This is a genomic window from Cupriavidus sp. U2 (assembly GCF_009663685.2).
Lineage (GTDB): Bacteria > Pseudomonadota > Gammaproteobacteria > Burkholderiales > Burkholderiaceae > Cupriavidus > Cupriavidus necator_C.
In genome coordinates this window covers 239,871-265,591 of sequence record NZ_RCOG02000027.1, presented here as the reverse complement: position 1 = coordinate 265,591, position 25,721 = coordinate 239,871, and the positions used below count along the sequence as shown (strand labels likewise).

The following is a 25,721-nucleotide window of genomic DNA, read 5'->3' as shown; positions in this document are numbered from 1 at the left end:
GGGCCGGCCGGTCACTGCTGCCGGTTCATGAATTCCTGAATCTTGCGGGTTTCCCAGTCGCGGCCCCAACGCGACAGGCGCGTCCAGACAAGGATACCATGCACGCCCAGCCCCAGCCCCCAGGCCAGCGTGGTCGTCAGCGGCCACGGCCAGCCCGAGGTGGCGTAGTGCGACCAGGACGGTGTCGGAAAGTAGAAAAAGCGCAGCCACAGCCAGCTGTTCACCACCACGTAGACCAGCAGATGGATATACCAGCCGCGCAGCGCCCGCACCATGCGGCGGGCACGCCAGTAGGCCCAGGCCTCGTCGTCATCGGCGCTGGCGTTCGGAAAGGGGGGGTGCATAGGGCGCATGGCTCGTTCCTCGTCGTGAATGTCGTTGCGATGTGACAGGTATAAGCCACGGCGGAGGCACTTGCCAGGGGCAGGGGCTGAATCGACGGGTTTGCGGCGTCAGCGACGGAACCATGGCGCCAGCGGCGGCGGGCAACTGACTTCCGATTCACCCAGACGCGCTATGATTGACACGAATCGCATCGCAGGTGACACATGAATCGCCTTGACCCTAACACTGAAAGTGCCGTTCGTCAGTTTCTGGCCGTACTCGCACCGCGTTTCGACGTGGCGGGCGCCATCGTCTTTGGCAGCAGGGCCCGGGGCACCTTCCGTCCCGACAGCGATGCGGACGTCGCTATCCTGCTGAAAGGGGAGCATCAGCGTGCGCTACCCACAACGCTGGCCATGGCCGACGTCGCGTACGACGTACTACTCGACACCGGCATCAACATTTCTCCGCTGCCGATCTGGCTCGACCAGTGGGATCATCCCGAGCGATTCGCGAATCCGGCTCTGCTTCGGAATATTGCAAGAGAAGGGGTGCGGTTGTGAAGGCCGCAGACCTGATGGCCAAGGCGGACCAGGCGCTGGCGTCGGCCCGGCTTCTGCTCGAGGCGGGGGATCCCGATGGTGCGTGCAACCGCGGCTACTACGCCATGTTCGATGCCGCACGTGCCGCGCTGATTGCCGCAGGGGCCGAGATCGGCAAGACCCACAAGGGTGTCCTGAACGCCTTCAGCGATCAACTCATCAAGAACGGCCCTATCCCCCGTGAAATGGGCCGCTTGCTCAAGCAGGCGGAAACGCGCCGCTATGTCGCCGACTATGAAGGCGAGCCTGTGGAGTCCGAAGACGCCCGTCAAATGATCGAACAGGCAGGATCGTTCGTGACGGCGATCCATGCTTACCTTGGCCACCGCATCCCCGCGGACGGCTAACCGAACCTACCCCTCCCGCGACACCTCCACCAGGCAACTCATGGCGTTCGGCCCTTGGGTCAGGTCCGATGTGCCGATGTCGAGCGTCAGCGTATTGGCGGCGCCGGCGCGGTCCACGCCGTCGGCATCGGGGTCGTACCAGGCGCCCGTGGCGATCATTGCCACGCCGGGGGCCACGCCGTCGCTCACCGCCAGGCCGGCGGCAATGGCGCCGCGGGCGTTGTGCACGCGCACCCGCATGCCGGGGTGCAGGCCGCGCGCGGCGGCATCGGCCGGGTGCAGCGTGATCCGTTCGGCGCCGGCCACCTTGCCGGCCTGGGCCAGTGGGGCGGCATCGAGCTGGCTATGGAGCCGGTCGGCCGGCTGCACGGAAACGAGGTGCAGCGGGTGGCGCCGCGCTTCGGCCGCGCCCAGCCATTCGACGGGCGGCTGCCAGTTCGGATGGGTGCCGCAGTCTTCGGAAATGGCGCCCAGTGTCGGGCTGGCAAGCTCGATGCGTCCGCTTGGCGTGCGCAGCGGATGCGCCAGCGGGTCTTGCCGGAAATCGTCGAATAGCACGAAGTCGTCGGTGGGTGCGGGCAGGGCCACATGCCCGCTGCGCCAGAACTGATCGAACGGCGGCAGCTCGATGCCGGCGCTTGCCTGGGCGTCGCGGCAGCGGGCGTAGATGGATGCGATCCAGCCGCGTTCGTCGCGGTCCTCGGTGAAGGCCTCGCGATAGCCGAGGCGGTCGGACAGATCGGTAAAGATGTCGAGATCGCTGCGCGCCTGATGCAATGGAGCGATGGCCTGGTGCATGGCCAGCACATAGCGGTCGCGCGAAGAGCCGCCGATATCGTTGCGTTCCAGCGCGGTAGTCACGGGCAGCACGATATCGGCATGACGTGCGGTGGCCGTCCAGCAGATGTCCTGCACGATCACGGTCTGCGGACGCGCCCATGCCTGGCGCAGCCGCCCCAGCTGCTGGTGGTGATGGAACGGGTTCCCGCCGGCCCAGTGCACGAGCTTCACATCGGGATAGTGGCGCGTCTCGCCCTTGAAGCGGTAGGCGGTGCCCGGATTCAGCAGCATGTCCGACAGCCGTGCGCAGGGGATGTCGAGATTGGCCGGGTTGCGGCCGACCGGCATTTCCGGGCCCGGCGTGGCCACGCGCGGGTTGCCTACGCCATTCATCGATCCGTGCCCGAAGCCGAAACCGCCGCCGGGCAGGCCGATCTGGCCCAGCATGGCCGCCAGCGCAATGGCCATCCAGTACGGCTGCTCGCCGCGATGCTGGCGCTGGACGGCGAAGCTGCAGGTGAGGTAGCTGCGCTTGCCGGCCAGCTGGGCGGCCAGTTGGACGATGCGCGCGGCCGGAATGCCGGTGATGGCGGCCGCCCACGCGGGCGTCTTCGGCTCGCCGTCGGCGTGGCCCAGCAAATAGGATTCGAGTTCGGCCCAGCCGCTGCAATGCGACTGCAGGAATGCCGCGTCGTGCGCGCCCGTGCGGCGCAGTTCGTAAGCCAGCGCCAGCATCAGCGCGACATCGGTGTTCGGCCGGATCGGAATCCATTCGGCGCCCAGGAAATCGGGGCAATCGTCGCGCGTGGGGCTGATATTGATGACCGTGGCGCCGCTGGCTGCCAGCTTGCGCAGCCAGGACTCCTGCGTATGCTCGGCGGCGCCGCCCGACGACACCTGGCCGTTCTTCAGCGCCAGTCCGCCGAAGGCCACGAAGACCTCGGTATGGGCGATCAGGCTGGGCCAGGCCGTGACGCGGCCGGTCAGCGGCCGGTCGGTGCCGATGACGTGGGGCAGCAGGAATTGCGCGGTGCCCCAGCTGTAGTTGCCCACCTGGTCGACGCAGCCGCCGCCCGTGAAATGAAAACGGCGGATCAGCGAGCGCGCGTGGTGCAGCCGCCCGGCCGACGACCAGCCGTAGGAGCCGCCGAATACGCCGGCCGGGCCATGTTGCGCGCGTACGCGCCGGATCTCGCCCGCCACCAGGTCGAGCGCGACGTCCCACGGCACCTCGACGAAATCGTCGCGTCCGCGTGCATGGCCGTCGCTGGCCTCGCGCTGCGCCAGCCAGCCGCGCCGCACCATCGGCGTACGGATGCGCGTGGGCGAGTAGACCATCGGCACGATGGCATCGAGCAGGGGCGACGGGTTGGGGTCGGCGGCGAACGGTTCGCAGCGGACCAGCCTGCCATCCTCGACGACGGCCGTGAAGGCTCCCCAGTGCGCCAGTTGCGGGTAGCGGCGGACAGTCACGGTATCAATCGCCCTGGATGCCGGCCTTGCGGATCAGGTCGCCCCACTTGGCGCGCTCGCTTTCGAGCAGCTTCGCGAACTGCTGCGGCGTGTCCGAGGTGGCATCCATGCCCGATATGGCCAGCCGGTGGCGGATCTCGGGGTCGGCCATGACCTTGACCAGCGCCTTGTTCAGCTGCGTGATGACATCGGGCGGGGTGCCGGCCGGCGCCACCAGCCCGTACCAGTTGGTGACCTCGTAGCCGGGCACGCCGGCTTCGGCCACGGTTGGCACGCCGGGGAACTGGGGCGAGCGTTTGGCGGTGGTCACCGCCAGCACGCGCAGCTTGCCTGACGCGATCAACGGCTTGGCCGACGGATCGGAGAATGTGATCGGCACCACGCCGCCCATCACGTCGGTCAGCGCCGGGGTGGTGCCCTTGTACGGTACATGCTGCATCTGCACGCCGGCCAGCATCTTGAACTGCTCCGCAGCGATCTGGCCGATCGTGCCATTGCCGCCCGATGCGTACGAGAACTTGCCGTCCGCGCGCTTCACGGCCGCCAGCAGGCCCTGCACGTCCTTGTACGGCGTGTCGGCGCCGGTCACCAGCACGTTGGGCATGGTCACCAGCACGCTGACCGGCGCGAAGTCTTTCTGTGGGCCGTAGGCCAGCTTGCGCAGGTTCGGCCAGATCGTGAACGATCCCGGCGTGGCGATGTAGAGCGTGTAGCCGTCGGGCGCGGCCTTGGCCACCATGTCGGTGGCAATCAGGCCGCCCGCGCCGGGCCGGTTGTCGATGATGACATTGGCCTTGAGCTGGTCCGACAGCGCCGGCGCAATGGCACGCGCCAGCGCATCGGCACCGCCGCCCGGCGGAAAGCCAACCACCACGCGGATCGGCTTCGACGGGTCGGGCCAGGCCGCATGGGCCAGGGGTGTCATGAGGGCGAGGCTGAGAACGAAGGCGCGGCGGGCAAACATGGTGAGGCTCCGATGGTCTTGCTTCAAGGCTTGGTAAGGCGGTGTGGCGTCTGCCCTCTCCCCCGGTCCCTCTCCCGCAGGCGGGAGAGGGTAGCGAACCAGCGCATGCGAATGGCCCATGGTTTTCTCCCCTCTCCCGTTCACGGGAGAGGGGCGGGGGAGAGGGCAAGCCGTTGTCATGCCGTAAGTAAAGGCTGGATCGATACCGTGTCCCATTCCCATGCCACGAACGCCAGGCGCTCGCCGGTGTGGACCACGGGGTCGCTGCGCAGGCCGATCAGCACGCCGTCGCGCATGAGCGGCTTGACGGGCGTGAGCGAGGCGTCGAGCTTGAGGGTGTCGCCAATCGATGCGCCTTCGCCGAGCTTGTCTCCGGCCCGCGCCGCCGGAATGAACAGGCCGCCGTCATCGGCGGTGATCCAGCCGCGCCGTGTCACGCGCCGCAGCGTGGTGGCGGCGGGCCTGGCCGGCGGGCCGTCGAGAATGCCCATCTGCACGGCCAGCGTGTGGAAGCCGGTCTCGGCCACGGCGATGTTGTCGGCCTCGAAGCGGCTGCCGCTGCCCAGTTCGAGCATGAACGCGCAGACCCCGGCGGCCAGGCACTGGTAGTCGAGCGCGCCGGCGATGTTGCCGGGCAGCTCGCCCTTGCCGCCCACGTCCTGCTGGCAGGCCACGTGGGGATGAAACGGCGCCATGGCGGCCAGCACTTCGGCCTCGGTCACGCTGCTGCCCGGGTGGACCTTGTAGACCGTGTAGGGGCGGGCGTCGAACAGCGGATTCATCGTATGCAGGTTGATGAGCACGTCGGCCACGCCGCGCACCTCGGTCATCAGCGCATGGGCCAGCCGCTCGGATACCAGGCCGCCGGCGCTGCCCGGATAGGTCTGGTCCAGGTCAAGCTCGTCATAGGGATTGCGCTTGCGCCGCGCGTCCAGCGCCTGCGGATTGCCGGTGGGCGTGACCACCACGTTGCCGCGCATGGCCGCGGGGTCCAGGCTGCGCGCGAAACGCAGAGCCGCCACCATGCCGTTGATCTCGTCGCCATGCACCTGTCCATGCAGCCAGAGCGTGCGCCCGGGCCGTGCGCCACGTACGGCCACATAGGGCAGCGTGACGGACATGCCCGAGGCCATCGAGCCAACGGGCAGCTGGCCGCTGGTGCGGGCGGGGACGGATTGCTGGCGCAGCCAGTCACCGATGATGGGCATGGGAAGTGTCCTTTTCTGTGGAGTCGAGATGAGCGATGGCGGCGAATGCCTGATCCAGGTCCGCCAGCAGGTCGGTGACGGCTTCCAGGCCGATATGCAGGCGGATCACGGTGCCGTGCTGCGACCAGTCCGTGACGCTGCGCGCGCGGCGCATGTCGGCCAGCACGGCCAGGCTTTCGAAGCCGCCCCACGAGGCGCCGATGCCGAACAGCTGCAGGCTGTCGACAAAGCGTTCGGGCGCCACCGGCGCCTGCGAGCGCAACGTGAACGACAGCAGGCCGTTGGTGCCGTGGCAGTCGCGCTGCCACAGCGCGTGATTGGGATCGTGCGGCAGCGCGGGGCAGAAGACATCGGCCACTTCGGGGCGGTCGAGCAGCCACTGCGCCACGGCCAGCGCGCTGGTCTGGTGCTGGGCCAGGCGCGCACCGAGCGAACGGATGCCGCGCTGCACCAGGTAGGCGTCGTCGGGGCTCACGGTCATGCCGAAGGCATCGGCCATGGTGGCCAGCGGCTGCCACGCGGCCTCGGTGGTGCACACCGTGCCCATCATCACGTCGGAATGGCCGCCCAGGTACTTGGTGGCGGCCATCAGCGAGATGTCGGCGCCGAGCGTCAAGGGGCGGTACAGCAGGCCCGAGCCCCAGGTGTTGTCCGCCGCCACCAGCGCACCGTGCGCGTGGGCGCGGGCCGCCAGCGCGGGCAGGTCGCACATTTCATACACCAGCGAACCGGGCGCCTCGACATAGACCAGCCGCGTCTCCGGGCGCAGCTTGGCGTCCAGGTCGGCGCCGTTGGCGGCATAGAAGTCGGCCCCGATGCCGTGCTGGCGCAGGAAGCCGTTGGCCAGGTTGCGCACCGGCTCGTAGACGCAATCGGGCAGCAGCACATGCTGGCCGGGGCGCACGTAGGCCAGGATCGTCATCGCGGCGGCGGCAAGGCCCGACGGAAACAGTCGCGTGCGATAGCCACCTTCCAGCGTGGTCACCATGTCTTCGAGCGCGAAGTTGGTGGGGTTGCCGCGCGCGCCGTAGGTGAACAGCCGCTCGGTATCGCGCCGGGCGCGCATCTCGCGCTGCTGCGCGACGGACTCGAACAGCACGGTGCTGGCGCGCACCACGGGCGGATTGACCGGCTGTCCGCCGGGCACGGCGGCGGTGCGTCCGGCATGGGCAAGGCGGGTGGGGATCGCTTTCGTCATTGGCTGGCCTGTGGGTTGGCGCATGTTGTGTGAGGGGTCGCAAGGCGCGTGCCTGCACCGGTCGATCAGTCCACGTGCGCGCCGGACAGCTTGACGATCTGCGACCAGCGGGCAATGTCCTGCTTCATCTGCGCGGCAAACGCCTCGGAGCTGTTGGCGACCACGTCGCTGCCGCCTTCGTTGATGGTCTTCACCACCTCGGGCATCTGCAGCACCTGCACGATGGCGCGGTTCAGCAGCGCAACGCGTTCCGGCGACGTGCCGGCCGGTACGAAGAAGCCGTACCAGTCCTCGAAGCGTGCATTGCGATAGCCCAGCTCTTCAAGAGTCGGCACCTTGGTGAATACCCCGAGACGGCGCGGGCTGGTGACGGCCAGCGCACGCATGCGGCCGGTCTGGATGAAACTGGACACCGACGAGGTGGACGTGATCAGCACGTCCACCTGCCCGCCAAGCAGGTCGTTGATGGCCGGACCCGCGCCCTTGTAGGGCACGTGCTGGAGCGAAACCTGGCTGTCCTTGTCGAGCACCACGCCCACCAGGTGCGACAGCGTGCCGTTGCCGGGCGTGGCGAACGTGATCCGGTTCGGCTGCGCCCTGGCCTGCGCGGCCAGTTCCTCGAAGGTCTTCCACGGGGCGTTGGCCGATACCACGATGGCCAGCGGCGCCGCGTTGATCTGCGTGACCGGGATGAACTGCTTGACCGGATCGAAGCCGGGCGCGCGGTACAGCGTCGGGTTGACGGCCATGATCGACACCTGCGAGGTCAGCACCGTATAGCCGTCGGGCTTGGCCTCGGCCACGTAGCGCGTGCCGATGTTGCCGCCCGCGCCGCCCCGGTTGTCGGTCACGGCGCTCTGGCCCAGTACCTGCGACAGCCGCGTGGCCACCACGCGGGTCACGGCATCGTTGCCGCCGCCGGCCGGGAACGGCGAGACGATCCGCAGCGGCTGCGACGGAAATCCGTTGACGGGTGCCATGGGCTGCTGCGCCGGGGCGGCGGCGGACAGCGTGACGGTGCATACGGCAACCAGGTACTGCGCAAGACGTGACGACAGGCGGGATGACATCGGACGGGACATGGGGGCGACCTCGTTCTTCTATGGCAGGTGGAAAGTGGACTGGCGCGGGTGGCAATCAGCCGGCAGGCGGGAAGCGGAACGTGGCCAGTTCCTGCGCGTCGAGCTGGGCGATCAGGCCCGTTTCCCAGGCCAGGTACTGGCGCGCGGCGGCCTTGTTGCCGTCGTGGCGGTCATGTACGAAAAACAGGTAGTCGATGCAGCGCGCGTCGGGCAGCGTGTCGGTGCCCTGGCGCACCGCATGGCCGGCATCGCGCCAGGCCGCAAAGCCGCCCTGCAGCCGGCGCAGATCGCGGAAGCCCAGCGCGCGCAGATCGGCTACGGCCAGCTCGGCGGGATCGTCGCCATCGGCATCGCCGATCAGCACCAGCGTGGTGTCGTGCGGCACGCCGCGCAGGTCCTGCGCCAGGCGGGACCGGATGGACCAGCGCGCCCCGGCGACATGTCCGGCGCGGTAGGCCATGCTGCCGCGCAGGTCCAGCGCCAGCATCGACTGGTCGGCCAGACCCGCGGCCAGCTGCGCAGCGGATGTGCCCGGCAGTGCGGTCACTTCATGGGTCGGGCCCTGGGGGGCGCGTACGCCGGCGGCCTGGCCGGCCTGCAGGCCGCCTTCGAGCACGACGGCGTCATGGCCCATCTGGCGCAGCCAGCTGGCCACCACCGGGGCGCGTACGCCTTCGGCATCGAACAGCACCAGCCGGGCGCGGCGGATGCCAACGTACTGGTCGGTAGCCTGGATCAACTGGCCGCCGGGCGTGTGCTGTGCGCCGGGCAGCGTCTGGGCGGCGAATTCCTCGGCGGTGCGCACGTCGCACAGGAATGTGGTGCGCGTCGTGTCAGCCAGCCATGCCTTGGCCTGGGCGGCGTCGATGTGGGGGACGTCGAAGCGTTGCGTCAGCGCCTGGGCGGCGTTGCGGGCGGCGTCGATGTCCCGCGGCAGGCCATTGTCGGGATAACGCGCGGTGCCGCCGTGTTCGAGCGGGAAATCGTTCAGGTACCAGCCCTGCGTGCCGTTTTCGAGCGCGTAGACAGGATTGGCGACGCCGAAGTTGATCAGGGACTGGGCGCCGATGATGCTGCGCGTGCGGCCCGCGCAGTTGATGACGATCGGGGTGGTGCTGTCGGGCACCAGGTCGCGCAGGCGATAGGCCAGCTCGCCGTTGGGGCAGCAGATCGCGCCCGGGATGTTCATCTTGCGGAATTCGCTGGCCGGGCGTCCGTCGAGCACGACCGGCGCCTGGGGACCGGCCTGCATCGCGGCCAGCTCCTGCGCGGTCACGCGCGGCGTGTGGTAGTGGTGCTCGGCCAGTTCGCCGAAGGTCTTCGACGGAACATTGACCCCCGCAAACAGCGTATAGCCGGCGGCGCGCCAGGCCGGCATGCCGCCGTCGAGCACGAAAAGGTTCGTATAGCCGAGCGATGCCAGCGCCGCCGCGGCGGCCTGCGCCACGCCATCGCCGTCGTCGGCCAGCACGATGCGGGCATCGGTGCGCGGGGCCAGCCGGCCGACATCGAGTTCCAGCCGGCTGTAGGGCATCGGTACGGCATAGAACGGATGGCCCTCGCCATACTGGCCGTGCTCGCGGACGTCGAACAGCGCGATTTCGTCGGCATCGTGCAGCCAGCCCTTCAGGGTGACGGCATCGACGGCGGTGTAGGTGGGCTGGGTCATGAATATTGGGCAAAAAGGGGGCCATCCTCGCCGCAGGAGCGAGGAGTCGGCTTCGATTCAGGAGTTGGCGGGGCGCGCTCGGCGGCCCCGGTCAGGTGTGGCTTAGCGGCGGGTCTGGACGCCCATGTTCATGATCTGGCAGCGTCCGGTCTCGAGGTCGAACGTCAGCCGTTCGGTCAGCGTTTCCAGCGCGCGACCGTACATGTGCAGGTGACGGATGACGGCATCGCCGCGGATTTCCACCGAATGGATGTCGTCGGGCAGCAGGGCGATGCCGTGGCGTGGGCCCACTTCCACGGTGTGCGAATGTTCCAGCGTGCCCACGCCGGCCTGGCTGCCGTCGTCGGTGCGCACGTAGACGTCGTTGACCTCCACGCCGCTCACGCCGGCCACGCAGGCCCAGGTGGTGTGGTTGTGCGGCGGAATACGCTTGCCAGGCCGCATGACGTTCAGGTACAGCGCGTAGGTCTGGTCCGGGTCTTCGGCAATCAGGTAGCGGGCCTGACGCTCGTTGGCCTCGGGCGGCGGATAGTCGGCTTCACTCCACAGTTCGGTGCGGGCGGCCAGGTCTTCCACGAGGGGTAGCACTTCAGCCAGGCTGGCGCGCGTCACGCCGCCCTTGTCTACAATGTTTCTAATGCATTCGATGGTGTCGCCAACGGCGGACTGGCGCTGTGCTGCGAGGGACATGGTGCGATCAATCCTTGCAATCTCTGTTTTTCGGGGGTAGAACGGTGCTTCGTGTTTCACTGTAATGAACACCTGTTCTGAAAACCACTTAATGCGCGACGAAAATCCATTAGCGTCGCTAATGAATGCGAAACCTTGACCTCGACTTGCTGCGCACGCTGGTAGCCATTGCGGATCACGATACGTTCGGGGCGGCCGCCGAGGCCGTCCAGCGTACCCAGTCGGCGGTGACCCAGCAGATGCAGCGGCTGGAAGAGCAGCTCGACCTGCCGCTGTTCGAGCGGCAGGGCCGCAGCAAGCAGTTCACGCGGCATGGCAAGAAGCTGCTCGAGTATGCGCGGCAACTGCTGAGCACCAACGACGAGGCGCTGCGGGTGTTGCGCGAGGGCGACCTGACGGGTTCGCTGCGCATTGGTGCGCCGCACGACGTGGCCGACACCATCCTGCCGGTGCTGCTGTCGCATATTGCGCGGTCGTCGCCGGCCCTGCGACTGGAGATCCATGTCGGCCGCAGCCCGTTCCTGATGGAGTCGCTGCGGCGCGGCGAGATCGACCTGACCGTTTCCACGCGCGAGGACAGCGCGCTCGAAGGCATCGTGCTGCGTACCACGCCCACCATCTGGGTCTGTGCGGCCGATTTTGTCTATGAGCGTGGCACGGCGGTGCCGCTGATCCTTGCCGACGAGCCAAGCCTGTTCCGCAAGCTGTCGCTGGAATCGCTGACGCAGGCCGGCGTGCCGTGGCGCATCGCCTATCTGGCGCCGAGCCTGATCGGCATCAAGGCGGCGTTGCGCGCCGGCCTGGGCATCACGGCGCGCAGCATCGACCTGCTGCAGGCCGACATGCGCATCCTGGGCGAAAGCGATGGCCTGCCACGGCTGCCCGATGTCACGTACTACCTGTGGGCGCGTCCCAATGCGGTCAATCCTGTGGCGCGACATGTCTTCTCGATGCTCAAAACGGCCTTGCAACGCGGCCTGGCCAGCGCCTGACGCTGGCCAGGCCGCGAATTCCCAAAGGGCAAAGACGAGATCGTAGGGCGCGCGCAACACTGCGCCAACGAAGAAGATCGTGTATGGATATGCGAGGGCACCTTTCCGTCGGCTTTCAGGGCGGCATTGATGCCCGTCAGGGTAAGCCACAGGCCATGGGAGCCTAATCCGAGAGCCCGTTCCAATGCATCGGTGATGCCGGAGCGGTCCAAAGAAATTCGGAGTCCTCCCATGAAGCTCAGACAATTCCTACCAGCACTGCTGTGGATCACGGCATCGATCGCCGCCGGCGTGGCGTCCGCCACGTCGCAGCCGGCCGAACCCGTACAACCCATCGAACCCGCAAAGATCAAGGACCCGGCCCGCGTGGCCCTGGGCGCAAAACTCTGGTTCGATCCGCGCCTGTCGCGCTCGGGCTTTATTTCCTGCAATTCGTGCCACAACCTCAGCATGGGCGGCTCGGACAACCTGAAGACGTCCATCGGCGACAAATGGAACAAGGGACTGCTCAATTCGCCCACCGTCCTCAATTCGAGCCTGAACTTCGTACAGTTCTGGGACGGCCGCGCCAAGGACCTGCAGGAGCAGGCGCACGGGCCCATTGCCAATCCGATCGAGATGGCCTTTACGCATGACCTGGCCGTCGACACCGTGAAATCCATTCCCGAATACCGGGCCGAGTTTCGCAAGGTGTTCCCATCCGGCAAGCTGACGATGAACGAGATCACGCTGGCCATCGCCGCGTTCGAAGAGACGCTGGTCACGCCGAATGCCCGCTTCGACAAATGGCTGAAAGGCAACAAGACGGCCATCGACGCGCAGGAACTGCGCGGCTACCAGCTGTTCAAGTCGTCCGGCTGCGTGGCCTGCCACAACGGTCCGAACCTGGGCGGTGGGTCGTTCCAGAAGATGGGCCTGATCGAGCCCTACAAGACGAAAAACCCGTCCGAAGGCCGGGCCGGCGTGACGGGGAAGGACGCCGACCGCTTCAGCTTCAAGGTGCCCACGTTGCGCAACGTGGCATTGACGTATCCGTACTTCCACGACGGCGAGGCGGCGACGCTGACCGAGGCGGTGGACGTGATGGGGCGTCTGCAACTCGGACGCAAGTTCACGGCGGAGGAAAACGCCGATATCGTGGCCTTCCTGCATACGCTGACGGGCGATCAGCCGCGCCTGACGCTGCCCATCCTGCCGCCTTCGAACGACAAGACGCCGAAGCCGCGTCCGTTCGAATAACGGGTAAGTCGCTGCCGCTGCGCCGTGCGTGGGGCAGCGGCGAAAGCCAACTGAAAGCCTGTGGAAAGCTGCTCGAAAGAAATGCGATCCATGGACAACCTGCCCCGCGTTCCGTTCGGCGGAATAGCTGGAATTCACTGTTGCGAGAAACGCGTATTGCGGCGCGTCAAATATCCCCTATCTTTGCACCACTGTCGTTCAGATTTTGACCAGGAGGTGCTGAGATGAACAACACGACCCTCGACGCAGGACTTCAGTCCTTCCACACGCAGGCCAATGACGATGCCGTCACGGCCATCCATCATCAGGACATCGTTGCCGCGTTCACCGCCCAGCCGGCGGCTTCGCCGGTTGCCGTGCTGCACATGCTCTATCCGCGTACGGACGCCCGCACGCATCGCAGTCTGGATCACCTGGTCGGCGCACTGCACAACCACGGGCTGCACGAGGTGGCCGCGCTGGTGGAACGCGAGGCGCACTATCTGGTCTTCAAGGACCCCGTGCAGGCGTGGCGTGCTCTGCATGAAATCCGTCACGATTCGCTGGCCATCGGCGTCCATCTCTACTATCGCGGCGCCACCGGCGACGCGGCAGAGCGGGCACTGGACAGCGACGCGCACCGCCTGCACTAAGGCTGCGACGGCCATGCCCGCATCCGGCGATGCGGGCGTATTTTTGCTTCAACGAGGCATCCCGGGCCATCGCGCAGCCACGGGGGCGGGCATGGTTGCGATACAGTAGGGGCCGTTCATTCGTCCTCCAAAGAGTGCCCCCATGTCCGATTTCGTAGTCGACCGTGTGCTGCTGACCAATGACGATGGCATCGAGGCACCCGGCCTTGCCGTGCTGGAGCAGGTGGCGGCCACGCTGGCCCGGGAGGTGTGGATCGTCGCCCCGGATCACGACCAGAGCGGCACGTCGCACTCGATCAGCCTGCACGCGCCGCTGCGCGTGACCGGACATGGCCCGCGCCGCTTCGGCATCAGCGGCACGCCGGGTGACTGCGTGGTGATGGCCGCGCGCCATCTCATGCGCGACGCGCCGCCCGATCTGGTGCTGTCCGGCATCAACCGGGGCGGCAACCTCGGGCTGGAAACCGTGTTCTCCGGCACGGTGGGCGCCGCCATGACCGGCATGCTGCTCGGCATCGGTTCCATCGCGCTGAGCCAGGTGTTCACCGATCGCGATGCAGTGAAATGGCAGACGTCGCGCGCGCTGGCGCCGGATGTGATCCGCCGCCTGCTGGCGACAGGTTGGTCGGAAGGGGCGTGCCTCAACGTGAATTTTCCCGATGTCGAAGCGGAGCACGCCGGCCCGCTGGTGGTGTCGCGCCAGGGCATGGGGCTGGTCAAGGCCATCGACGTGCGCGCGCATGTGGACCCGCGCGGCATTCCGTACCACTGGCTCCAGTTCTCGCGCGGCCCCCGGCCCGATGTGGACGATGCCGAAGCGATGGTGGTGGGGCGGGGCGCGGTGTCGGTCACGCCGCTGCGCTTCGAGCGCACCGACGACGAAGCGGCCGCGCAACTGGCCACGCAACTGGCCGCCGCCCTCGGTTAGCACCTGCCGTCAGCGTCGCACCAGCAGCGCCACGGGCAGCGTGGCAAATACGTCCTTGGCACGCAGCCATCCCGCGTGCGATGTCACGGCATGACCGGTCAGGATGTCGGTCCAGCCGTCGCCGTTACTGATGCCGCTACCGCCGCCATCGCCCGTATGCAGGCCCGTATCGTGCCAGCAATGCGGTGGGATACGCGGCACGGCCGGGTCCACATGGCGCGCGGCGAGCCGGGTCACGGCCACCACGGCTTCCACGTTGCCGCACTGTCGTGCAAACGCCAGCACGGACCCGGCCAGATCGCCGCTCACGGACACCGCACGGTAGCTGCCCCGGTCGAACAGCGCCGGGTTATCGCGCCGAAAAGCCAGCACGCTGCGGATCAGTTGCTGCTTGATGCGGCCGTCGCGCCAGTGCGCAAGCCAGTGCGGCCAGCCCGCGCGGCATTCCAGTTGCGCCTGCAGCCGCGCGTAATCGGGTGCGCGCCGGTTGTCGGGATCGACCAGGCTGAAGTCCCAGGTTTCATTGCCCTGGTAGCGGTCCGGCACGCCGGGCGCGGTCAGCTGCAATAGCGTCTGCGCCAGGCTGTTCAGCGCCGCAGCCGTGCCGATGCGCGCCGCGAAGGCGCCGATGCGCTCCAGCACACTTTCCGGGCCGCCGATGGCCATGGCGGGCAGAAACGCCTCGCATGCGTTCTCGTATTCGCTGTCAGGATGGGTCCAGCTGCCGTGACGCTTGGCCTCGCGAATGGCCTTGCGTTGCCAGGCCAGGATACGGTCGACGAAGGCGCGCTGGCTTTCCTCGGACGCCAGCGCGCGCGGATCGGCCGGCCATGCGCCCACCAGCGTCTGGTACAGCATCAGGCGGTCGATACCGTCGGGGCCCCGGGGTGATGCCGCCAGCAGCGGCGCCAGATGCGTCTCCCAGCCGGCCACGGCGTCCGCCCATGCCTCGGGCAACTCGCTCAGCACGGCCAGCCGCATCCGCGCATCCTCGCCGCGCTTATGGTCATGGGTGGATACGGCCAGCATGGCGTGCGGCCATGTATCGGCGCGCGCCTGCATCCGCTGGTGAAAGCGTTCGGCTGCAATGGCCAGCGTGCCCGGATCGCTGCCCACCTCGTTGCGGGACAACAGCCGCCCATAGCGGTAGAACGCGGTGTCCTCGGTGGATTTGGCAGCCAGCGCCGGCATCAGCTGTTGGAGTTTGGTGCGAAGCTGCCCGGCGGCGCTGTCGAGCGGGGCGTCGGCGTGCAAGGCGGCCACGATGAAATCGAGCGCGGCCGATTCGTCCGGCGCCAGGTGGCGGCGCGCGGCATCGGCTGCAGCCGACACCATGTCTTCGTCGAACGAGCGGTCCCGGTCATCGTCGCCGGGCACGTAGTAGCTGCGGTACACCGGGATGGCCGTCATGAACGCCGACAGCGCATGCTGCAGCGCGTGCGGCGACAGATCGCGCGTGGCGATGTCGCTGCGTGCGCGTGCAAGCAGCCGCGCGCAGAGCGACGCGACCTCGGTGACCAGATGGCGGGCCAGCACGCGATGCCGCCCGGCATGGACCTGTTCGGCAAACGTGCGGTCGTCGCCGCTGATCTGCAGCCAGAGCATGTTCAGCGGGGCCACGCCGTGCAGGTCGTGGAGCACCGCGCCCACCTCGTCCATGAAGTCGTAGCCGGTGGTGCCATCCACCTGCCAGTCGCGCGGCAACGGTTCGCGCTCGCCCAGGATCTTCTCGACGACCAGCCAGGGATGCGCGCGCGCCAGCGCGGCAGGCCGGCCGGGCCGCAGGGTGTCCAGGCGCGCGCGTACGCGGCGGCAGTAGCCGGCGGGGTCGGCCAGGCCATCCACATGATCGATGCGCAGCCCGTCGATCCAGCCCTCGCGGTACAGCCGGAACGGCAGCGCGTGCGTGGCCTCGAACACGTCCTCGCACTCCTGGCGCACGCCTACCAGTTCCGTGATCTCGAAGAAGCGGCGCCAGTTCAGCATGGCGGCCCCGGTGCGCCACCACGCCAGCCGGTAGGGCTGGCGTTCCAGCAGCGCGTGCAGTGCCTGCGCGTCGGTGGGCAAGGCTGAGCCGTCCGGTATCGACAGCGGCAGGTCGTGGTCGCCGTAGCGCAGCGTCGGCCGGCCATCGCTGCGGCGTTCCACGATCAGCGCTCCCGACTCCAGCGCCTGCCAGTACGGGTCGCCCAGAACCGGCAGCAGCACCTTGCCACGCAGGGCGGGGTCGGACGATTGCCAGTCGATATCGAAGTAGTGGGCAAACGGGCTGCGTTCGCCCTGCGCCAGCACATCGCGCCACCATGCGTTGTGCTTGGCGTCGGCGGCCATGTGGTTGGGCACGATGTCCAGCACGATGCCCCGGCCGGCTTCGCGCGCCTGGCTGGCCAGCGCCACAAAGCCGTCTTCGCCGCCCAGCGCCGTGCTGATGCGCGTGCAGTCGGTGACGTCATAGCCGTGCGTGGACCCCGGCCGCGCTTCGGTGATCGGGGACAGATACAGGTGGCTGATGCCGAGCCCGGCGTAATAGGGGACCAGCGTAGCGGCATCGGCAAAGGTGAAGCCGGCATGCAGTTGCAGCCGCGCCGTGGCGCGGGGCACGCCGGCATGATCGAGGTCGGCGTGATGCACGTCGGCGGGTGTGGTCATGGCGGTGTCAGGCGGGATGCAGGCAGGTGACGCAGCAGCGTTCGGTCAGGATGCCGGCGTTGAGCGATGCAATGGCGCCTGCCTGGCTGGCATGCAGCATCCGGCCGCCGGCGCAGTCGGCTTCCACGGGCTCGGCGCCAAGGTTGAGCCAGATCGACAGCTGGCTCCCGTCGCCCAGGCGCCAGCGCGCCACCAGCGCGCGGTCGGCCAGTGGCGTGACGCCAATCGGCTGGCAATGGCGCAACCTAGGCACGATCTCGTTGCGGCGGATCGACAGCAGTTCGCCGTAGTAGTGGTTCCACGCGCGGCAATCGCCGTCGGTATCGTCGCAGACCGGACGCGAGGCATCGAACGTCTCCGGCGCGTTCGGGTCGGGGATGCGCGCGGCATGGGCGTCGTCGCGGAAGGCCGACGACGCGGCGAATTCGCGCCGCCTGCCGTCGCGCACCGCCTGGGCGAGTTCCGGCGGATGGTCGGTGAAGTACAGGAAGGGCGTGCGCGCGCCATGCTCCTCGCCCATGAACACCAGCGGAATCTGCGGGCAGAGCAGTTGCAGCGCCACCGCCGCGCGCAGGGCGTCGGGGTCCGCCAGCGTGGTCAGGCGTTCGCCGAACGCACGATTGCCGGTCTGGTCGTGGTTCTGCAGGAACATCACGAAGGCGGTGGGAGGCAGCCCGGCGCTGGGCTGCCCGCGCCGGACCTCGCGGCCCTGCAGCGGGCCATTCTCGTCGCCGCTGCGGTGCGGCGACACTTCGCCCTGCCACGCGAAACCTTCGCCCAGCACCCGTGCCAGGTGATGCAGCGCGGGCGTGCCGATGTCTGTCGCGGCCGTGGCGCCGGGCAGTGCCGACTGATATTCGCGGTAGTAGCCGTCATGCTCGCCCGTCAGCAGCACGTGCAGCGCGTGATGGGCGTCGTCGTTCCACTGCGCGTCGTAACCGGCCTCGATCAGCGCCACGTCGTTGTGATCGTTCTCCAGCACCAGATGCACGTGCCGGTCCGGCAGGCATGCGCGCAGTTCCTGCGCCAGCTGGGGTAGCCAGCCCTCATCCTCGATGGCGTGCACGGCGTCGAGCCGCAGCCCGTCGAAGCGGAACGATTCCAGCCAGTAGCGCGCGTTTTCCCCAAAGAAGCGGCGGACCTCCGGGCGGCGGAAATCGATGGCCGGCCCCCACGGGGTTTGCCGGTCGGTGCGGAAAAAGGGGCTGGCGTACTGGTGCAGGTAGTTGCCGTCGGGCCCGAAGTGGTTGTAGACCACGTCGAGCAGCACCATCATGCCCAACCCATGGGCGGCGTCGATCAGCGCGCGCAGTTCGTCGGGCGAACCATAGCTGTGCTCGGGAGCAAACGGCAGCACGCCGTCGTAGCCCCAGTTGCGGGCGCCGGGAAACTCCGACAGCGGCATCAGTTCGATGGCGGTGAAGCCCAGTGCCGCCAGGCGGTGCAGTTCGGACATCACGCCGGTGTAGCCGCCGCACAGGCCCACGTGAAGCTCGTAGATCACCGCTTCATGCCACGGGCGCCCGCGCCATTCCGTATGCTGCCAGGCGTAGGCCGCGCCGGCCTCCGGCAGGCACAGCACGCTGGCGCCATGCACGTCATCGGCCTGCAGGCGCGAAGCCGGGTCGGGCACGATGGTGCCATCGTCGAGCCGGAACCAGTAACGCACGCCGTGGCAGCACGGCACCACCGCCTCGAACCAGCCGCGTTTGCCTTCCGTCATCACCACGGGGGCCATGCCAGCGATTTCAAGCCGTATCGCATAACCCTGCGCGGCGGCGTCGGGCGCCCACAGGCGGAAGCGCACGCGGCCGTCTGCCAGTCGCACCGGGCCGAACCAGTAGCCCTCGGCGGCTTCGTCGCCGCAGGGCAGCAGCCTCGCATCGGCGCCCAGGGTTTGCCAGTTCCGGCGGACCGGTGCGCCGTCACGGGGCGGCGGGGATGGCGTAGCAGTCATCATCTGAGGCTACCTTCGTGCAGGCACATCGCACATCCAGTTAGGTGGCACGCGGGACGCGGCTCAGGCGGGCGTCGCGGCCGCGCCGGCGTCGGACGGCGACAGCGCCGGTGCGTCGGGCACTGCCACCGGACGGCGACCACCGCGCGCCGGCTGTACCGTCGGCGCCGCTGCCACGGCTTCCACGTCCACGACCGGCACGTGAGCCAGCGCCGGTGCCAGCGAGCCATACATGGCGAGGTACTGGCGCGCGGGGCCTTCCCAGCCGAAGTCGGTTTGCATGCCGGTACGCTGCAGGCTGCGCCAGTGGCGCTGGCGACCATACCATCCTAGTCCACGGGTCATGGCTGCGCACATCGCCTCGACGGATTCGCCGTCGAAAACAATGCCGTTCGCGCGGGCGGCCGGTGCGGTGCCGTCGCCCACGTCGCGCACGGTGTCGGCCAGGCCACCCACGCGCGACACGATTGGCACGGTGCCATAGCGCATGGCATAGACCGGCGTCAGGCCGAAGGGCTCGAAGCGGCTGCCGTGCAACAGCATGTCGGCGCCTGCGTGCAGCAGGTGCGCATCTTCCTCGCGATAGCCGATGGCCACGCCCACGCGCTGCGGATGGCGCTGGGCCAGTGCGCAAAATGCGGCTTCGAGCCTGGGATCGCCGCAGCCCAGGATCACGAACTGCGCGTCGGTGTGTGTGGCAAGTGCCAGGGCGATCGCGTCGAGCGCGACATCGGCCATCTTCTGGTGTGTCAGGCGGCTGCCCATGGCGATCAACGGGCGGTCGGCATCCACCGGCAACCCGTGGCGCTGCTGCAGGGCGGCCTTGCAGGCGCGCTTGCCCGCCAGGTTGCGTGCGTCGTAGCACTGCGGCAGCAGGCGGTCGGTGCGGGGTGACCAGGTGTCGGTATCGACACCGTTCGGAATGGCGCCCAGCACGGCCGCGCGATGCACCAGCAGGCCGTCCAGCCCATGGCCGAAGTGGGGCGTCAGGATTTCGCGCGCATAGGTATGACTGACCGTGGTGATGCGGTCGGCATAACGGATGCCGGCTTTCAGGAAATTGATCTTGCCCCAGAACTCGATGCCATCGGGCGTCAGCGATTCCGGGGGCAGGCCCAGCGGCCCGGCCACGGCCATGGGAAACACGCCCTGGAAGGCCAGATTGTGAATCGTGCAGACGGTGGGCGTGCGCAGGCCGCGCGTGCGCATCAGCAGCGGCGTCAGCGCCGCGTGCCAGTCGTGCGCATGGACCAGGCTCGGCACCGGCAGCGGCGTTTCGCCCGCCGCGATGGCCGTGGCGGCATGCGCCAGCGCGGCAAAACGCTGGGCGTTGTCGCAGAAGTCGCGGCCGGTGGCGTCAACGTACAGCGATCCCGGTCGGTCGTAGAGCGAGGGGCAGTCGAGGAACACCACGCGCACGCCGCTATCCGGCATCTGGCCTTGCAGCAGGCGCGCAGGGCTGTGTCCCGGCGGCAGGGCCATCGGCAGGTGGATCGCGCCAAGGCTGCGCACGTCGCGCGCCGCCGCAATGGCGCGCGGGTAACCGGGTATCAGGATCGTGACATCGGCGCCGCGCTGCAGCAGCGCACGGGCAAGTCCGCCTACCACGTCGGCCAGCCCGCCAGTCTTGGCCAGGGGCTGGGCTTCTGCCGCCACAAACAGGGTGTTCGCGTTCAAGGAAAGACTCCCGCTGGTTTGCCGTTCTGCTGGGATGGGGTGGATGCTCCGTGCGGCGCCGCACACAGGGGCCGCAGGATGCAGGGGAACAGCAATGCGAACTTTGTGCCAGCCCCGGCGCAGGCTGGCGTGCCGCGTGACGCCTGAGGCGGCTGGACTGGCGCGACGAGGCGCGGAGCAACGCCGATGTATAAGGTGCCGCCACTTTTGTAGAAAGTGCAGCAAGCGGGCCAGACGTCGACCAATCTGCAATCGATGGATCGGTCACCCTGGATTGTGGCGGCAGCGGTACTGCGTTGGCTGCCCCCAGTGACGCCCCGCGACTATTGGCAGCGTTCGCTGAAGCCGGCGATGGTGTCGCCGGCGCGGCGCTGCCCCTGCACCTGGCCGCTTGACCGCCGCAGCAGGCACACGGGAACCGGGTCGACATGCCAGACCCGCTCGCAATATTCGCGGATTGCCCGGTCCGACGAGAACCGGCCCGAGCGCGCCGTGGACAGCACCGACATGCGCTGCCAGCGCGCCGGGTCCGCATAGGCGGCGGAAACATCGCGCTGGCACTGCAGGTACGACGCGAAGTCGGCCATCAGCATGTACGGGTCGTGCTGCAGCAGCCCGTCGAACAGCGGGCGGAACACGGCCGCGTCGCCCTTGGAAAAGAACCCGTGCTGGATCAGGTCCACCACGGCACGCAGTTCGGGGCTCGATTCGTAATACGTGGACGGATGGTAGCCGGCCGCCCGCAGCGCATAGACTTCGGACGCGTTCAGCCCGAACGGGAAGAAATTGTCCGCGCCGATGGCGTCGCGCAGTTCGATATTGGCCCCGTCCATGGTGCCGATGGTGATGGCCCCGTTCATGGCGAACTTCATGTTGCCGGTGCCCGACGCCTCCTTGCCGGCCAGCGAGATCTGTTCGGACAGGTCCGCCGCGGGGTAGATCTTCTGGCCGTAGGTCACGTTGAAGTTTGGCAGGAAGACCACCTTGAGCCGGTCGCGCACCTGCGGGTCACGGTTGACCACCTCCGCCACCGACGTGACAAAACGGATCATCAGCTTGGCATAGTGGTAGCCCGGCGCGGCCTTGCCCGCAAACAGGAAGGTGCGCGGCGGGATCTCGGCATGCGGATCGGACTTGATCTGGTGATACAGCGCGATGATGTGCAGCACGGCCAGGTGCTGGCGCTTGTATTCGTGGATGCGCTTGACCATCACATCGAACATCGACGCCGGGTCTACCGTCACCCCGGTGGTGTCGCGGATCAGCTGCGCCAGGTCGCGCTTGTTGTCGCGGCGCACGGCCTGCCACTGGGCCCGGAAGCCGGCGTCGTCGGCGTACGGCTCCAGCGCCTGCAGCTGGTCCAGATCCTTGATCCAGCCATCACCGATGGCATCGCTGACCAGCCGGGTCAGCCGGGGGTTGGACAGCGCCAGCCAGCGCCGGGGTGTGACGCCGTTGGTGATGCTGGTGAATTTCTCCGGCCACATCGCGTAAAAGTCCTGCAGCACGTCCTCGCGCATCAGGCGCGAGTGCAGGTCGGCCACGCCGTTGATGGCGTGGCTGCCCACGCAGGCCAGCCCGGCCATGCGCACGTAGCGCCCGTCCTTCTCGTTCACCAGCGACAGCCGCGCCAGCCGCGATTCGTCGCCATAGAAGCGGATGCGCACCTCGTCCAGGAAGCGCGCGTTGATCTCATAGATGATTTCCAGGTGGCGCGGCAGCACGCGCCGGAACAGTTCCAGGGGCCACTGCTCCAGTGCCTCGGGCAGCAACGTGTGGTTGGTGTAGGCAAACGCGTTGCGGGTGATGTACCAGGCATCGTCCCAGGTCAGGCCGTGATCGTCCACCAGCAGCCGCATCAGCTCGGCAATGCCCACGGCGGGGTGGGTGTCGTTGAGCTGCACGGCGAACTTCTCGTGGAAGCGGGACACCGGAATGCCGTGCGAGGCCAGCAGGCGCAGCATGTCCTGCAGCGAGCACGCCACGAAGAAGTACTGCTGCTCGAGCCGCAGTTCCTTGCCCTGCTGGGTTTCGTCGTTCGGGTACAGGACCTTGGTCAGGTTTTCCGACGTCACCTTCTTGCTGACGGCGCCCAGGTAGTCGCCCCGGTTGAAGGTGTGGAAGTCGAACGCCTCGGTGGCCTCGGCGCGCCACAGACGCAGCGTGTTCACGGTGTTGACCCGGTAGCCCAGGATGGGCGAATCGAACGGCACGCCCACCACGGTCTTTTCGGGCACCCAGCGCACGCGGTAACGGCCCCGGTCGTCGGTGTAGTGCTCGGTGTGACCGCCCAGCCGCACCTGCACCGCCCATTCGGATCGCTGGATCTCCCATGGATTGCCGTGGCGCAGCCAGGTGTCGGTGGTTTCCACCTGTTGTCCGTCGATGATGTTCTGATGGAAGATGCCGTATTCGTAGCGGATGCCGTAGCCCAGCGCGGGAATTTCAAGCGTTGCCAGCGAATCCATGAAGCAGGCAGCCAGCCGGCCCAGGCCGCCATTGCCCAGCCCCGGTTCTTCCTCGTGCGACAGGATGTCGTCCAGATCCAGGTCCAGCGTGGTCATGGCCGCGCGCACCTCGTCGACGATGCCCAGGTTGACGAGGTTGTTGCCCAGATGCGGGCCCATCAGGAATTCGGCCGACAGATAGGCCACCGTGCGCGATGGCTGCGTCTGGTAGGTCTCGGCGGTGCTGATCCAGCGTTGCACGAGCCGGTCGCGCACGGTGTGCGCCAGCGCCTGGTAGAGATCGTTGCCGCTGGCATGGCCGGGCAGCTTGCCCTGGGTATAGAACACATGGTCCAGAAAGGCGCGCCGGATGGTGGCGCTGGACATCGCGGTGCGCGTGTCGTCCGGGTTCTCCTGGGCAGTCGTGCTCTGGGTGCCGCGCGTTGCATCGGCGGGGGCCGGCCGCAGCCGGGATGCATCGGTCATCACTTGACTCCTGAACAGATCAACGTGGATCGAGACTTCGTGCTGGTTTCAGGCTACAAAAGAAATGAGGGGGCACCGGGGAATCATTAGTGCCGGTGCTGGTATGGAAACTGCAGCGCAATGAGCCTTCCCATCCTGCGAACCACTGCGAGACGCGCCATGGCTACCCACATCCCGCATGACCCCGTGCGTCGGCCGGACCGTCGGCCCGACCAGAGCCCCGATCACAACAAGGAAAAAGGGGACCAGCCCGCCCGCAACCTGCCGGACAAGCATCCGCCGCCGCCGTCGGTCAGCAGGTCGGCGCGCGAACACGGCTAGCGTTTTCGGCATCCCCTTGTAGTTTTTACAACCGACGCAGACATGCCGGCCCGCCGGGCCGGAGCGCTGGATGCGGCGACTGCCTCCAAGAAGGGCAGCGGCAACAAGAGAAGAGGGAGCGTACCCATGACCCTGCCGGGTTGCGCATTGCTCAATGCGCTCGATGCGGTCGACGACACCGCGATCTTCGCGCTGTCGGCGGATGGTCGTGTCAGTGCGTGGACGGAGGCCGCGCGGCGCGTGCTGCTGTACACCGCCGACGAGGCTGCCGGTGCGCCGCTGTCGCGCTTTCATCCCGCCACGCCGGACGATCCGGATGATCCGGACGACGGGTCGGCCAGCGCCGATCAGCTGCTGGCGACGGCCCGGAGGGCCGGACGGGCCGAATCCAAGGGCTGGCGCCTGCGCCGCGACGGCAGCGTGTTCTATGCCAGCACCGTGATCGTGGCCCTGCCGGGGCCCGACGGAGGACGCAATGGCGGACCCGAAGCCTTTGGCGTGGTCTACCGCGACATCACGGTCCAGTACGCGGCCGAGGAGCACGCGCGTGCGGTCGAGGCGCGCTGGCACCAACTGCTCGACACGATGGACGACTGTGCCATCTGCGAGCTTGACCCCGAAGGGCAGATCCGAAGCTGGAACGCCGGCGCCCAGGCGCTGTTCGGGTACACGGCACAGGAGGCCGTGAGTCAGCCGCTGTCGCTGGTGCACCCCCGGGCCGACATGGCGCCGGACACGGTTTCCGATGTGCCATCCGGCCACCGGCCCGCCGTCACCCCGGGCTTGCTCGATGCCGTGCGGGGCAGCGGCGCATGGTCGGGCGAGCAGCGCCTGCAGCGGCATGACGGCACGCTGGTGCAGTGCCATGTCCGCCAGGTATTGCTGCGCAATGCCGCCCAGGGCGTGTCGGGCGTACTGTGGATCGCGCGCGATGTGACCGACGCGGCCCGCCTGGCCGATCTCGATAACGCGGGGCGCCGAGTACAGGCGTTCCTTGCCATCCTGGCCCACGAACTGCGCAACCCACTGGCCCCGATCCGCAATGCGGTCGATGTGATCCGGCTGACGCCGGTGGCCGACTCCCGCATCCGCCATTGCGCGGAAATCATCGGCCGGCAACTGCAGTTGCTGACGCGGCTGGTCAGCGACCTGATGGATGTGGGGCGCGTGACGTCGGGCAAGCTCAAGGTGCAGCCAGTGCCCTTGCTGTACAACGAGGTGGTTGCCACCGCCATCGAGGCGATGCGCCCCGCGCTGGAGGGTGCCAGCCAGAAGTTCGACGTGGTGCTGCCCGCCGATCCCGTCTTCGTGAACGGCGATGCGGCGCGGCTGGAGCAGGTGCTGTCGAACCTGCTCAGCAATGCCACCAAGTACACGGCGCGCGGCGGCACGGTGACGGTGCGGGTGCGCGCGGACGGCGGCAACGTGGTGACCACGATCAGCGATACCGGGCGCGGCATCGCGCCGGAGGCGCTGGACCGCATCTTCAACCTGTTCGCGCAGGAAGGCGACGAGACCGCGCGCTCCGGGCTGGGTATCGGCCTGGCCCTGGCACGGGCCGTGATCGAGGCGCACGGCGGTGCCATCCAGGCCAGCAGCGCGGGCGAGGGCCATGGCAGCACGTTCACCGTCATGCTGCCCGAGGTGCAGATGGACGGTGCCAGCGTGCCGCGTCCGGGAACGGCCCAGTGTACGGGCCAGCGCATCCTGATCGTCGATGACAGCGCCGATTCCGCCGACAGCATGGCCGAACTGCTGACCGTGCTCGGCCATCACGCCCAGCCGGTCTACACGGGCATGTGCGCGGTGGAAGCGGCACGCAGCTTCGCGCCCGACGTGGTGCTGCTGGATCTGGAGATGCCAGACATGAGCGGCTACGAGGTGCTGGATGCGCTGCGCCAGAGCGGCCTGGGGCCGCGCGTGTTTGCGCTGACCGGACGCAGTTCGCCCGACGACCGGCGCCGCACCGAAGCGGCGGGCTTCGACGCGCACCTGGTCAAGCCGCTGACCGTGGAGGCGCTCTGCCGCGCGCTGACGGACCCGCACGCGCCCTGAC

20 protein-coding genes are annotated in these 25,721 nt (G+C 68.0%); 8 read left to right on the top strand and 12 right to left on the bottom strand.

The window, feature by feature from the left end; translation table 11 throughout:
• Positions 1-11: 11 nt before the first annotated feature.
• On the bottom strand, positions 12-344 hold the full coding sequence (locus D9X30_RS20745) for a 2TM domain-containing protein (RefSeq protein WP_502799666.1): 333 nt from the start codon (positions 342-344) through the stop codon (positions 12-14).
• A 204-nt stretch (positions 345-548) separates the two neighbouring features.
• Here D9X30_RS20745 and D9X30_RS20740 point away from each other — a divergent pair, with 204 nt between their 5' ends.
• The gene (locus D9X30_RS20740; RefSeq protein ID WP_153945982.1) at positions 549-887 is read left to right on the top strand and encodes a nucleotidyltransferase domain-containing protein; all 339 of its coding nucleotides are present in this window, start codon (positions 549-551) and stop codon (positions 885-887) included.
• A 14-nt stretch (positions 888-901) separates the two neighbouring features.
• Positions 902-1,273 carry a HEPN domain-containing protein gene (locus D9X30_RS20735; RefSeq protein WP_153945983.1) on the top strand — a complete coding sequence of 124 codons (372 nt, stop codon included), beginning with the start codon at positions 902-904 and terminating at the stop codon, positions 1,271-1,273.
• Between the two features lie 6 nt (positions 1,274-1,279).
• Here D9X30_RS20735 and D9X30_RS20730 read toward each other — a convergent pair whose 3' ends face one another.
• From D9X30_RS20730 to D9X30_RS20700, 7 genes are all read right to left on the bottom strand, one after another.
• Positions 1,280-3,526, bottom strand: coding sequence for a molybdopterin-dependent oxidoreductase (locus D9X30_RS20730; protein ID WP_249641028.1), 2,247 nt, complete (start codon positions 3,524-3,526; stop codon positions 1,280-1,282).
• A 4-nt stretch (positions 3,527-3,530) separates the two neighbouring features.
• Positions 3,531-4,490, bottom strand: a complete 960-nt coding sequence (locus D9X30_RS20725) for a Bug family tripartite tricarboxylate transporter substrate binding protein (RefSeq protein WP_153945984.1) — start codon at positions 4,488-4,490, stop codon at positions 3,531-3,533.
• A gap of 176 nt (positions 4,491-4,666) precedes the next feature.
• A complete protein-coding gene (locus tag D9X30_RS20720) occupies positions 4,667-5,698 on the bottom strand; it encodes a M14 family metallopeptidase (protein ID WP_153945985.1) in 1,032 nt (343 codons plus the stop codon).
• Entirely contained in the window at positions 5,682-6,896 is a 1,215-nt protein-coding gene (gene metC / locus D9X30_RS20715; RefSeq protein WP_153945986.1) for a cystathionine beta-lyase, read from the bottom strand. Before metC ends, D9X30_RS20720 begins: the two co-directional genes overlap by 17 nt.
• Before the next feature lie 65 nt (positions 6,897-6,961).
• The gene (locus tag D9X30_RS20710; protein ID WP_502799660.1) at positions 6,962-7,978 is read right to left on the bottom strand and encodes a Bug family tripartite tricarboxylate transporter substrate binding protein; all 1,017 of its coding nucleotides are present in this window, start codon (positions 7,976-7,978) and stop codon (positions 6,962-6,964) included.
• 55 nt (positions 7,979-8,033) lie between these two features.
• The gene (locus tag D9X30_RS20705) at positions 8,034-9,647 is read right to left on the bottom strand and encodes a rhodanese-like domain-containing protein (protein WP_153945987.1); all 1,614 of its coding nucleotides are present in this window, start codon (positions 9,645-9,647) and stop codon (positions 8,034-8,036) included.
• A gap of 102 nt (positions 9,648-9,749) precedes the next feature.
• The gene (locus D9X30_RS20700) at positions 9,750-10,337 is read right to left on the bottom strand and encodes a cysteine dioxygenase family protein (protein ID WP_153945988.1); all 588 of its coding nucleotides are present in this window, start codon (positions 10,335-10,337) and stop codon (positions 9,750-9,752) included.
• 125 nt (positions 10,338-10,462) lie between these two features.
• Between D9X30_RS20700 and D9X30_RS20695 the strand changes: the two genes are divergently transcribed.
• The 4 genes from D9X30_RS20695 (at position 10,463) to surE (ending at position 14,128) form a co-directional block, all read left to right on the top strand.
• Positions 10,463-11,329 (top strand): LysR substrate-binding domain-containing protein, encoded by an 867-nt coding sequence (locus D9X30_RS20695; RefSeq protein WP_153945989.1) that lies wholly within the window; start codon positions 10,463-10,465, stop codon positions 11,327-11,329.
• Positions 11,330-11,560: 231 nt separating this feature from the next.
• Complete coding sequence (locus D9X30_RS20690) at positions 11,561-12,568, top strand: cytochrome-c peroxidase (RefSeq protein WP_153945990.1); 1,008 nt, start codon at positions 11,561-11,563, stop codon at positions 12,566-12,568.
• 224 nt (positions 12,569-12,792) lie between these two features.
• On the top strand, positions 12,793-13,200 hold the full coding sequence (locus D9X30_RS20685) for a hypothetical protein (RefSeq protein ID WP_153945991.1): 408 nt from the start codon (positions 12,793-12,795) through the stop codon (positions 13,198-13,200).
• A gap of 142 nt (positions 13,201-13,342) precedes the next feature.
• Entirely contained in the window at positions 13,343-14,128 is a 786-nt protein-coding gene (surE, locus tag D9X30_RS20680) for a 5'/3'-nucleotidase SurE (RefSeq protein WP_153945992.1), read from the top strand.
• Positions 14,129-14,137: 9 nt separating this feature from the next.
• Here surE and treY read toward each other — a convergent pair whose 3' ends face one another.
• From treY to D9X30_RS20660, 4 genes are all read right to left on the bottom strand, one after another.
• Entirely contained in the window at positions 14,138-16,777 is a 2,640-nt protein-coding gene (treY, locus tag D9X30_RS20675) for a malto-oligosyltrehalose synthase (RefSeq protein ID WP_153945993.1), read from the bottom strand.
• A gap of 7 nt (positions 16,778-16,784) precedes the next feature.
• Positions 16,785-18,734, bottom strand: coding sequence for a malto-oligosyltrehalose trehalohydrolase (treZ, locus tag D9X30_RS20670; RefSeq protein WP_153946111.1), 1,950 nt, complete (start codon positions 18,732-18,734; stop codon positions 16,785-16,787).
• A gap of 63 nt (positions 18,735-18,797) precedes the next feature.
• The gene (gene glgA, locus D9X30_RS20665; RefSeq protein ID WP_228770761.1) at positions 18,798-20,411 is read right to left on the bottom strand and encodes a glycogen synthase GlgA; all 1,614 of its coding nucleotides are present in this window, start codon (positions 20,409-20,411) and stop codon (positions 18,798-18,800) included.
• A 323-nt stretch (positions 20,412-20,734) separates the two neighbouring features.
• A complete protein-coding gene (locus D9X30_RS20660) occupies positions 20,735-23,245 on the bottom strand; it encodes a glycogen/starch/alpha-glucan phosphorylase (RefSeq protein ID WP_153946113.1) in 2,511 nt (836 codons plus the stop codon).
• A gap of 258 nt (positions 23,246-23,503) precedes the next feature.
• Between D9X30_RS20660 and D9X30_RS20655 the strand changes: the two genes are divergently transcribed.
• Together D9X30_RS20655 and D9X30_RS20650 are read left to right on the top strand one after the other, a co-directional pair.
• Positions 23,504-23,665: a hypothetical protein gene (locus tag D9X30_RS20655; protein WP_153945994.1), complete on the top strand. Its 162-nt coding sequence runs from the start codon at positions 23,504-23,506 to the stop codon at positions 23,663-23,665.
• A gap of 126 nt (positions 23,666-23,791) precedes the next feature.
• Positions 23,792-25,720 carry a hybrid sensor histidine kinase/response regulator gene (locus D9X30_RS20650; protein ID WP_194946447.1) on the top strand — a complete coding sequence of 643 codons (1,929 nt, stop codon included), beginning with the start codon at positions 23,792-23,794 and terminating at the stop codon, positions 25,718-25,720.
• The last annotated feature ends 1 nt before the right edge of the window (position 25,721 follow it).